This window comes from Coleofasciculus sp. E2-BRE-01 (assembly GCF_040221695.1).
GTDB lineage: Bacteria > Cyanobacteriota > Cyanobacteriia > Cyanobacteriales > Coleofasciculaceae > Coleofasciculus.
The window spans coordinates 1-11,093 of record NZ_JAVKEA010000225.1 but is presented as its reverse complement, the minus strand read 5'-3'; the positions used below and the strand labels follow the sequence as shown (position 1 = coordinate 11,093).

At 45.7% G+C, this 11,093-nt stretch carries 10 protein-coding genes; 6 read left to right on the top strand and 4 right to left on the bottom strand.

The annotated features are described in order from the left end of the window. Positions 1–136: 136 nt before the first annotated feature. From RIG66_RS31285 to ppsA, 3 genes are all read right to left on the bottom strand, one after another. The gene (locus tag RIG66_RS31285; RefSeq protein ID WP_446383653.1) at positions 137–1,906 is read right to left on the bottom strand and encodes a tetratricopeptide repeat protein; all 1,770 of its coding nucleotides are present in this window, start codon (positions 1,904–1,906) and stop codon (positions 137–139) included. 259 nt (positions 1,907–2,165) lie between these two features. Next, positions 2,166–2,336, bottom strand: coding sequence for a hypothetical protein (locus RIG66_RS31280; RefSeq protein WP_446383651.1), 171 nt, complete (start codon positions 2,334–2,336; stop codon positions 2,166–2,168). Between the two features lie 66 nt (positions 2,337–2,402). Further along, entirely contained in the window at positions 2,403–4,838 is a 2,436-nt protein-coding gene (gene ppsA, locus RIG66_RS31275; RefSeq protein WP_446383649.1) for a phosphoenolpyruvate synthase, read from the bottom strand. A gap of 475 nt (positions 4,839–5,313) precedes the next feature. Here ppsA and RIG66_RS31270 point away from each other — a divergent pair, with 475 nt between their 5' ends. From RIG66_RS31270 to RIG66_RS31245, 6 genes are all read left to right on the top strand, one after another. Then, positions 5,314–7,206 carry a tetratricopeptide repeat protein gene (locus RIG66_RS31270; RefSeq protein WP_446383647.1) on the top strand — a complete coding sequence of 631 codons (1,893 nt, stop codon included), beginning with the start codon at positions 5,314–5,316 and terminating at the stop codon, positions 7,204–7,206. Between the two features lie 431 nt (positions 7,207–7,637). Then, positions 7,638–7,835 carry a 50S ribosomal protein L35 gene (gene rpmI, locus RIG66_RS31265; protein ID WP_446344649.1) on the top strand — a complete coding sequence of 66 codons (198 nt, stop codon included), beginning with the start codon at positions 7,638–7,640 and terminating at the stop codon, positions 7,833–7,835. 49 nt (positions 7,836–7,884) lie between these two features. Next, on the top strand, positions 7,885–8,241 hold the full coding sequence (rplT, locus tag RIG66_RS31260; RefSeq protein WP_006100089.1) for a 50S ribosomal protein L20: 357 nt from the start codon (positions 7,885–7,887) through the stop codon (positions 8,239–8,241). A gap of 229 nt (positions 8,242–8,470) precedes the next feature. After that, entirely contained in the window at positions 8,471–9,256 is a 786-nt protein-coding gene (locus RIG66_RS31255) for a transporter substrate-binding domain-containing protein (RefSeq protein ID WP_446383655.1), read from the top strand. Between the two features lie 37 nt (positions 9,257–9,293). Continuing rightward, complete coding sequence (locus tag RIG66_RS31250; RefSeq protein ID WP_446383645.1) at positions 9,294–9,821, top strand: tetratricopeptide repeat protein; 528 nt, start codon at positions 9,294–9,296, stop codon at positions 9,819–9,821. A 211-nt stretch (positions 9,822–10,032) separates the two neighbouring features. After that, positions 10,033–10,449, top strand: coding sequence for a hypothetical protein (locus RIG66_RS31245; RefSeq protein ID WP_446383643.1), 417 nt, complete (start codon positions 10,033–10,035; stop codon positions 10,447–10,449). A 96-nt stretch (positions 10,450–10,545) separates the two neighbouring features. On the opposite strand, the gene RIG66_RS31240 is transcribed toward RIG66_RS31245, so the two are convergent. Further along, the gene (locus RIG66_RS31240) at positions 10,546–10,839 is read right to left on the bottom strand and encodes a DUF4926 domain-containing protein (RefSeq protein ID WP_446383641.1); all 294 of its coding nucleotides are present in this window, start codon (positions 10,837–10,839) and stop codon (positions 10,546–10,548) included. Between the last annotated feature and the right edge of the window lie 254 nt (positions 10,840–11,093).

The following is an 11,093-nucleotide window of genomic DNA, read 5'->3' as shown; positions in this document are numbered from 1 at the left end:
TCTGCATTTTTCTCGGTTTTTAGAGCAACTTGTAATTTTTCTTTTTGAGCGGGTTTCAAATAATTTTTGGCTGGCATATTTTTTTCGTTTTTCGGATTTCCTATTTTAATTATACCCTATTTAAATGCCGAACAGCTTAGTGGCGCAGGTTATCTTGTCCAGGTAATTTAATAATGATATCCAAGCGATTAGATAATATAATCGGATAAACGATCGCGGATTGAGGATCGACGTTATCAATATTCACGGCTGCTGGTGTGGCACAAGCATCCCGAAAGAAGTTATCCAATTCAGCCAGTTGCAAGGCTTCCATGATATTACGGGCTTGGATCAGATGTTCTTTACTGGGAGTGGGAGAACGCAGGAGTAAATCCACGAATTGACGATAAACGGGTTCGACAGTTTCTCGGAAGGAAAACTGAATCTCAGGATTGAGGGCAACTAAATCACCGCGTAAATTATTGAGTGTCTTAACCGCTTCATTATAGTAGGCGATCGCGTCTGGATTAACAGGCAGATTTTGAGAACTCTCTTGGATTTGGGCTTGCAGTAATCGCCCCATTTGCCATTGCCATTGATAGGCAATATCTGCCGCGTTCATCTGTTGAGCAATTAGGAGTGCATTTTCGGTCACAGTTTTGGCATTTGTCCAATCTTGTTTTTTTTCATAGAGCTTACCTAAAGTACCCAAACTATAGGATATTGCCCGTTTATCTTCTAACTCTTCAGCTTGTTGAATCGCTGTATTTAAGATTGCCACACTATCATTAGTGCCTTGCTGCTGTGTCATGAGTTCTGACATATTGAGCAAACTTTCAGCGAAGTTAACATGAGCATAGACAGAAGCCCGACTAGCGGGTAAAGTGGATAATCCGGCTGAAATTGAGGACAATAAGTCTTGATTCGGTGATAGAGAATCAGTCTCAATTAATAAATTCAATTGATTGAGTTGAGCTTGAATTCGGGTTAACGGAAGCGTCGCCTTCATTGCCGCCTGTTGATAGTGAGTTAGAGCAGCTTGGATATAGTCTTCGCCTGAGGAATTTTCAAACACTTTAGCGCGTTGAGCTAAGGTTTGCTCTGTATTCCCTAAACTTAGCAATATTTTACTTTCCTGTTGCGGCAAGCCCAAGGTTTGGGTTAAGGCTAAACTTTGGCTGAGAATGCCTTGAGATTTTTCTAAATCCCCTCCTTGTCGCAAAATAGTCCCAAAATTTTGTAACCCAGCCACCTTAACGGGTGAATTATCTAACCCGAAAATGGCTTGTTCTAGCCGTTGATAAAGTTGCTTGGTGCGTCGATATAATCCAAGAGATTGCATTGCCTCGGTTTGATTAATTTGACTGCCAATCGCCCCGACGGGATCACCCGCTTGCTGATAGAGAGTTTCTGCCTGTTCCCAGGTAGCTAAAGCCGCTTCAGCATTGCCTGTAGCGAGTTGGAGACGCCCTTGAGCATTGAGAATTTGAGCGCGGACAATGGGATTGGCTTCAGCTAAAGTTTTGAGTAAAGACAAACTGGTTTGAATCGCTTGTTCAGCCGCTTGCCACTGTCCCAATTTCTGATACGTTAATGACAACAGACTGAATACTTGAGCTTGCTGAAGGGTATTCCCCGTCTCAGCATACCCCTGTGCTGCTTGTTGTAAAATTTGTACAGCTTTAGTAAATTTTCCTGTATCGTAGTGATTTTTGCCGACTTGTACTAAGGCTAAATTATCCGGAGTAGCGGGAAGTTCTGCCCTTACCTGAGTTACTGTATGGATACCCAAACTTAAGCTTAACCCCAACAGAGCCAAGAGAAGCGATCGCACCGTTCGTAGTAGGCACTTTAGTGCCATAATCGCTGAATCACTGACGACCAACCCAAGCGATCGCACGATTCGAGAAAGGCATAAATTTCTCATTTAGCTAACCCATTAAACTTCTGAGGAACACAGCCCTTTGATATTTTATTTACACATAAGGATACTAGGCGTTTCATCTCATTAAACCTTTTAGATTTATGGTGGTCACAAGCGCTTTAGCGCTTACTACAAACACCTCAGACAATTGTAGGGTGCGTTAGCGGAGCGTAACGCACCATTTATAACGCTCGCATCGCAACTACGAACCTCACTTAAGTCAACCACATTCAATTTCGGTAAGGTTTCACGAACCATTTAACTATTGACAGGTGAACGATGGCGAACCCGTTTCGTGGGGTGTCACAACCGTTGGTTCTGCGATAAGAATAATCGTACCATTGGCATCTTTATACCAACCTTGAGCTTCAACAAATTTATTTGGCTTATTCCCTGTAACTTCTTGGCGACTATTCCGGTTAGATTGTTGCACCTCCGTTGATTCCCCCACAGTCGGTGCGGTGCGTTACGCTTCGCTAACGCACCCTACGAATTCACCCTACAAATGACGTTCTACTTCAGCCACCATCAACAGCGTTTTTAACACTGAATCGGGATTCAAACTCATCGAATCAATCCCTTCCTCCACCAAAAACTTGGCAAACTCCGGATAATCGCTAGGCGCTTGACCGCAAATACCAATCTTACGCCCACACTCTTTCGCTGTTTGTATCGCCAACTTCACCATCCGTTTTACACCGCGATTGCGTTCGTCAAAAATATGCGCCACTAACGCCGAATCTCGGTCTAATCCTAACGTTAATTGCGTCAAATCATTTGACCCAATGGAAAACCCATCAAACACTTCAGCAAACTCATCCGCCTCCATCACATTACTGGGTAACTCACACATCACATACACCTGCAACCCATTCACCCCACGGGGTAAACCATTTTTCGCCATCTCCGCTACCACCTGACGCCCCTCTTCAGGAGTGCGACAGAAGGGAATCATCGGAATAATATTAGTTAATCCCATCTCATCCCTTACCCGCTGTATCGCCTGACATTCCAAAGCAAACGCCTTCCGATACTTCGGATCACAATACCGCGACGCCCCTCGCCACCCCAGCATGGGATTATCTTCCTTGGGTTCAAAACTTTGACCGCCTAAAAGGTTAGCGTATTCATTACTCTTAAAATCAGACATCCGCACAATCACAGGTTTGGGATAAAACGCCGCTGCAATAATCCCCACTCCCCGCGCCAATTTATCGACAAAGAACTGAGGTTTATCAGCATAACTCTTGGTCTTTTGAGTAATTTTCGCTTTCACCGATTCATCCCGCAATTGATGATAATGAATCAACGCCAGAGGATGAACTTCAATATGATTGGCAATAATAAACTCCAACCGTGCTAAACCCACACCATCACAGGGAATTGCGGCTAAACCAAAAGCCTGATCTGGATTACCTACATTCATTAAAATTTGGGTTCGGGTGCGGGGTAAATTATCTAAAGGAGTTTCTTGCACCTCAAAAGGCAATAATCCATCATAAACTCGTCCTTCATCCCCTTCCGCACAGGAAATTGTCACCCCTTGACCCGTGGTTAATACCTCGGTTGCATTCCCACAGCCGACAATTGCTGGAATTCCCATTTCTCGCGCAATAATTGCCGCATGGCAAGTACGTCCCCCTTGGTTGGTGACAATGGCGCTGGCTTTTTTCATAATCGGTTCCCAGTCGGGATCAGTGCGGTTGGTAACTAAGACTTCCCCCGGCTCGAACAGATGAATGTGAGACGCATCCATAATAATATGGGCAGTTCCTTGACCAATGGCTGCGCCTACACTACGCCCCGTAACTAATACCTCGCTGCGTTGGTTCAACTGATAAGTTTTGAGAACTTGTGCTGATTTCTGGGATTGTACGGTTTCCGGACGCGCCTGGACAATAAATAACTCCCCAGTTATCCCATCTTTTGCCCATTCAATATCCATGGGGGTATAGATTTCCCGCCGTTGGGAATAATGGTCTTCAATTTGTACCGCCCAACGCGCTAATTGTAAGACTTCTTCATCTTTAAGGCAGAATTTCTTTTGATCACAGGGGGCGACTCGCACGTTGCGGGTCAGTCTCGAACCCCCTTCGTCGTAGATCATTTCAATTTCTTTGGTTCCCAGGCGTTTCTCCAAAATCGGGCGACATCCCTGTTTTAATGTCGGTTTAAAGACTACGTATTCATCGGGATTAACCGCACCTTGAACCACCGTTTCGCCCAAGCCGTAAGCGGCGGTAATTAATGCGGTATTTTTGAATCCCGTTTCGGGGTCAATGGAAAACATCACCCCGGAACAGGCTAAATCTGACCGCACCATTTTCTGAATTCCCACCGAAAGTGCCACATCAAAGTGGTCAAATCCATTATGTTCCCGATAAGCAATGGCGCGGTTGGTAAACAGGGAGGCGAAGCATTTATGGGTAAATTCCAGAACGCCTTTAAAACTATTTACATTTAAATAGGTTTCCTGTTGACCCGCAAAACTCGCATCTGGCAAGTCTTCCGCCGTCGCCGAGGAACGAACCGCTACATCGGTTCCCTCCCCATAGCGATCGCACAATTCCTGATATGCTGTCCGAATGGCTTGGGTCAGTTCTAGGGGAAACTCCATGCTGAGGATTAACTGTCGCGCTTTTTTCCCATGCTGTTGCAGATTACTCACATCATCCACATTCAAATCTGCAAACAGATGGCGCAGTTTGGCTTCTAAATCGGCGCTTTCGATAAAGTAACGATAAGCATACGCCGTAATCGCAAACCCAGTCGGTACATTGATTCCCTGGGGAGTGAGTTGTCCAATCATTTCACCCAGAGAGGAATTTTTGCCCCCGACAAAGGGTAGGTCATCCAGTCGGATTTGATCAAACCAGAGGATCAATGATTTATCTTTAGGGACTGGGGTAGAGGTCTGAGGGGTTGAGGTTAACATAACTTTTTTTTCTTAACCGTATAATTTAAGTGTAGCTTTATAAAAAATTTGGGCTCACTAATAAGTTACGAAAAATTAACAGAAATGTTCGTCATTTGTCCTTTGTCATTCGTCCTTCGTCCTACTCGCTCCCTTGAGAAGCAAGCTACGTCATTGGTTATTTGCTTCCCCAGCTTCCCCAGCTTCCCCAGCTTCCCCATCTCCCCCAGCTTCCCTCCGCCCCTCTCAACCCAAAATGCTTCTCAAAAAGTAAAAGATTGGCTGCTTATGTGTAGCCAATCTTGTCCAACATGTATTACAATTTCTCTTTCGACTGAATCTTAATTCACGGGTTCATCTACATTCACGGGTTCAAAACAGCTCCAGATAGCCTCTGGAGCTTTTTCTGTCGTGCTATCATAACAGATTTTTTTCAAAAATGGGGATTTTGCCTTTCGTGTCATAATTTTTGCACAGAGCGTCAGCGTGCATCAATATGGGCAAACTCTTAGCAAGACGTTACCAATTTATTAAAGTCCTGGATACCGATGAATTGGGTCGCACTTATTTAGTGGTAGATATTCACTCTCCCCAGCATCCTAAATGCGTGGTCAAGCAAATTCGACTCCCGCCGAACTCCTCTCCAACTCGATCATCTATTCTCAGCCGTCTGGAAAAAACCTCAGAATTGCTGAAAAAGCTGGGTCAACATGACCAAATTCCCCGATTGATCACCACGTTTGCCCAAACGAATCAGTTTTATCTTGTTCAAGAGTTTATTCGCGGTCATCCTTTAACTGACGAACTCATACCCGGTGATCCGCTGACCGAAAATCAGGTGATTAGCCTATTAAACGAACTCCTCAACCTCTTAGTGTTTGTCCATCAACAGGGTGCAGTTTTGGGAAACCTCAAACCTTCTACAATTATCCGCCGCCAAGGAGATGACAAATTAGTGCTAACAACCTGGGGAATTATCCACCAATTGAGTCCCCAAATCGCCCAGTCATTCCACAAATTAGCCCCCAATCCCCCCAATCCGACTTTTGTTGATCACTCCTCCAAACCATTCCCAGAACCCCTCCACGTTAATCGTGACTTGTCCGCCTTGGGGATTATCGCCATTCAAGCGATGACTGGATTATCCGTTAGCGAGTTAGCAGAACTCAAACAAGCAAACCAGGGTCAACCTGAAACCAGCGCTTGGCAAGCTTACACCCAAGTTAGCCCAGAGTTAGCCGCTATTCTGGAGAAAATGGTGCATGATAATCACCAGAACCGTTATCACCACGCTAAAACAGTGCTGGCGGATCTCAGTCGTATCCCGGAGAGGAACACAGTTACTCAATTTTCCCTACCCTCGTTACCGGATATCAATCCGGCGATCGCGACAGTTACCTATCCCAGTCGTCAGTTTAAACCCTGGGTTATCTTCACGGCTATCGGATTAGTGGGAATCATGGCGTTAGTTCTGGCGTATACCCTGCGCCTTCCGCAACGCCTAATGGCGCAATACGTTCTCCATCAAGGAAAAATCCAAGCACAAGAACAACAATCTGAGGCGGCGATTGACTACTATACTCAAGCCATTACCTATCAGCCGCAAAATGCGACAGCTTACTATTATCGGGGAAAGATTTACGCGAATCAGGGAAAAACTCAGTCCGCCTTGGCTGATTTGACTCAGGCGATTCAACTCAATCCCCAAAATGCTGATGCCTATTATCAACGGGGAAATCTGCGCCTGGAGTTAGGCGATCGCCAAGGGGCTAAGGCTGATTATACCCAAGTTTTGCAACGTGACCCGAATTTTACCCCAGCCTGGGTGAATCGAGGTCAAGTCCAAGCCGACTTAGGACATGAACAAGCTGCCATTGAGGATTATACCCAAGCCATTCAACTTAAACCCAATCTGATCACGGCTTACCTGAAACGCTGTCGTTCTCGTTCTAATTTAGGTAATCAAAAAGGTGCGATTGACGACTGTACCACCGCGATTAATTTACGACCTAATCAAGCCCTAGCTTACCAAAACCGTGGTTTAGCCCGTCAGCGTCGGGGAGATAGTCGCGGGGCGATAACGGATTATACAGTAGCGATTCAATTGAATCCAGAGGCGGCAGACGCTTACTATAACCGAGGAGTAGCCCGTCAGGAAATCGAAGATACTCTAGGTGCGATCGCGGATTACACCCAAGCGATTGAACGAAATCCTGATTATGCTTTAGCTTACTACGAACGAGGGTTAGCCCAAGCCCAACTGGGAAATCGATTAGCCGCGATCGACGATTTACAGCAAGCGGCTCAACTTTGCCGTAATCTAGGTAAGCTGGATTGTTATGAAGCGGCGCAGTCTCAACTGTCTAGAGTGACTCCCTCGCCAAACTAAGTTTAAAGGTTTTTATGATTTTGGATAGAAACTATAATCAATGGTTGTAGGGGCGAGTCGCTGCATATCGTAGGCGGCGTGAGAATTAATGTATCTCGACTCGCCCTCATCTAATGTATGCGGTGTCAGATAATTATTGATACCCTACCGTCTTATGCGAGTATTAAAAATACCGGGCGGTGTTGACCTAAAATTATCGAGATTGTTGCCATTTATGATTAAAATATCGCGGTTTTTGTCTAGGGCGACCCGATACAATTAAGGGTTGGGTGATGCCAATTAAGTACGGCGGGTCGCCCCTACAGCCCTTGCTTCCCTTAACCCAACCATATTGCCTCTCACCCTGACATAGCCCGGTGTAGATTAAATCTTTACGATATAGACCGCAAGAGTAGTACAATTATAGATTGTGTCCTTATTCAAAGTTGTTTATGCCGAAACTGAAAAGCCGTAGAGCAGCCGCGAAACGTTTTCGACCCACCGGAAACGGTAAAATTAGACGACGCAAGGCGTTTAAGAGCCACTTGCTGGAGCGCAAAAACTCAGGACGGAAGCGGCGTCTGTCGAAATTGAACTTGGTCAATGAACGGGATGCCGATAATGTGCGCCTGATGCTTCCCTATTTTTAGACTGCTTTAGACGAATAACCATCTAGCTCGTATCAATTAGGAAGAGTCAATGACAAGAGTAAAACGCGGTAACGTCGCCCGTAAACGACGCAAGAAAGTTCTCAAGCTGGCGAAAGGATATCGGGGTTCTCACTCCAAACTCTTCCGTACAGCCAATCAACAGGTGATGAAAGCACTGCGGAACGCTTATCGCGATCGCCGCAAGCGCAAGCGGGATTTTCGCCGCCTCTGGATTACTCGCATTAATGCCGCCGCTCGTCAGAATGGCATAAGCTACAGTCAGCTTATGGGTCAGATGAAAAAAGCGAATATTCAGATCAATCGCAAGATGTTGGCACAATTAGCTGTGTTAGATCCCGCCAGCTTTCAAAAGGTTGTAGAACTTGCTAGCCAAGGCGCGAAGTAAGTTCGTTAGAGTGTGTCGGTTGAGATCGCAGGGGGAGCAGAGGGAGCAGGGGGAGCAGGGGGAGCAATGTAGAGACGTGCCATGGCACGTCTGGGAGCAGGGGGAGATGAGGGCGGGTTTTGAACCAAGGTTATCATCAATAGCTTGCGCTTTAATTCCCTAAACCCCCCCTACACACTCAACACTTCTCCAATCCCTGCTGCTCAATCACTAATCTCAAATGAAACCGATGATCGCCCAAAGGTTTATTAATGTCGGTGTGGCACTTGGATTGATGGGGGTGGCTGTTTTACAACCTCCATCCGCTTATCCGGCTGAATTGGCAGAAATTGAGCAACGGGGTCAATTAATTGTTGCGGTAAAAGATAATTTGCGTCCCTTGGGCTTTCGCGATGCGACGGGAAGCCTACAAGGACTAGAAATTGATATCGCCCGACGACTGGCTAAAGAATTGCTAGGAAGTCCAGAGGCTGTTGTTTTGCAGCCAGTGACAAATCGCGATCGCTTGAGTGTGGTATTTGAGGATCAGGTGGATATTGCGATCGCTAGAGTAACGGTAACGGAGTCTCGCGCCCGCTTGGTTGATTTCAGTATCCCCTATTATTTGGATGGTGCAGGAATTATTACCAAAGATGCCTCAATTAATCTATTGAGCGATTTAGACAACCAAACCATCGCGGTTCTCAAGGGTTCGAGTACAATCTCGGTGATCAAGTATGCTTTACCCAATGCCCAATTAGTCGGCGTTGACTCCTACCAAGAAGCACTATTTCTCCTTGAGGCGGGAGACGCTAACGCCTTTGCCGCTGATCAGACGGTTCTGACTGGATGGGTGCAGGAATACCCAGAATATCGATTGCTCCCCTATCGCTTATCTGGTGCAGCTTTGGCAATAGTGATGCCTAAAGGATTGCAGTATACTTCACTGCAACAACAAGTCAATCAGGCGATCAAACGTTGGCACGCCGAAGGGTGGTTAGCTGAACGTGCTGCCGCTTGGGGTTTACCATTATAAAAGATTGAAACCCGTCCCGTATAAGTTGCACAGGATTATGGATGAAACCCTGCCACAAATTTATCTAATCATATTGTTAGTCCTGCTTGGCGTTGCAGCTTTGGCAGTAATTCGCCAAGTGTTCAAAACCCGTAAAATCGAAAGCACCCTCTCCAAGCTGGAGCAAAAGCTGCAAAAAGAGCGAGGATCAGTCCAAGACTACTACGAGTTGGGCAGTATCTATCTGGACAAGAAACTCTTTGCTCAAGCCGTTATTTTATTCCAAAAGGGACTTAAAGCTCCGGATGCTTCAGAAACCAATCTAGCTCCGGTTCATAATGCTCTCGGTTTTGCCTACTTTGCCCAAGATCAATACGATATTGCTATTCGCCAGTATAAGGAAGCCTTAAAACTAGAGCCAGATTATGTGACAGCTCTCAATAACTTGGGTCACGTTTACGAGCGCAAGCAGCTAACCGCTCAAGCGTTAGAGGCGTATGAAGCAGCGCTCAAGCATGAACCGAAAAATGATACGGCGAAGCGGCGAGCTGAATCCCTCCGCAAGCGGCTAGTGCCATCCAGTTAAATTTTCTGCGGCTTGAACTACATAGATCCTGTAGAGACGTTGCCTGCAACGTCTCTACAGGTTTACAGGCTATCCCTGACCAATGTAGTGCAGAAGAACTACACAGTTTATTACCTCACTCAGCTAGTTTTAGAACAACATTTACATAATTATTAATTATTGTTAACATAAAGTAACAAAAGTAATCAATTAAAGGCAGGATTAGTTCGCTATGGGATTTCTGAGTAATTTATTTGGGTTAAAGAGCAAGTACGTCGATGAGGAGACAGACGAAGCAGAACAAGCAGCAGAAGCCCAAAAACGGCGATCCTACTTCTTAGAGCCAGACGACGCCAAGACGTTCGGTGATATTAACTATATGCGATCGCCCACATCTGTAAAGAAGCGGTTTGCGAAAAAGAAAGACAACCTAGGGGAGGGTTTACAGCAGGAGGTAGAAACCTCTGCTTTTGGGCAAGTCATCCGTTCCAATAAACAAATCAGCGCCACTCCTGAACCGCTGCCAGCTCCTCAAAACCAACCAGTGAGTGAATCACAGCCAAACCGTTTTGAGCGCCGCCGCGCTGATTCTAGCGATTCTAGCATGGATATGTTCCGCAAAATGGCTCGTGACATGAAAAAGCAGTGAGTCCCCATCACTTACAGCCTATTTGCTGGTTGATGAAGTGTAGTATATCCAAGCAAGATCCCCGACTTCTGCAAGAAGTCGGGGATCTGAAGTAACTCACTGATGCTTCTGTTGTAAAAATTCAGCAAAATCTCGCACCTCGACCAATAAATCAGCGGGTAAAGTATCAAGAATTTTCCCAACTTGTCCTCGAATTGCTTCTCGTTCAAGTTGAATATCGGCTTTCTCCAACGTTAGTAAAGCCAGTGTATCCCCCATTTCACTGACAAATTCTACCTCAAACGCCTGTCCATCTTTATAGCAATGAACAATCGCGCCCCTACTCCCCCTGTTCAGTCCATGTTCTTGAATATCGTGCGTTAATGTTACTACATCTAACTCTTTAAGCATATCCTCTTTATCCATTACTTTCTATAAAGGGTCTAGCGGTAACAAATCGAGGATTTTCTTTACCTATATCGATAATCCATACAGCACAGGCGCTACCTGTAGGGGCACGGCATTGCCCATGGGTGTCAACTTAAGCCACATTACCCACGATAGGATACTGGGTGTGGGGTATGGGGTGTGGGGTGTGGGGGAAAGCGAGCAATTTTGGCTCACTATGTATTAAACGGAGCCTGTTTGAAAAAAACATTGTGGAT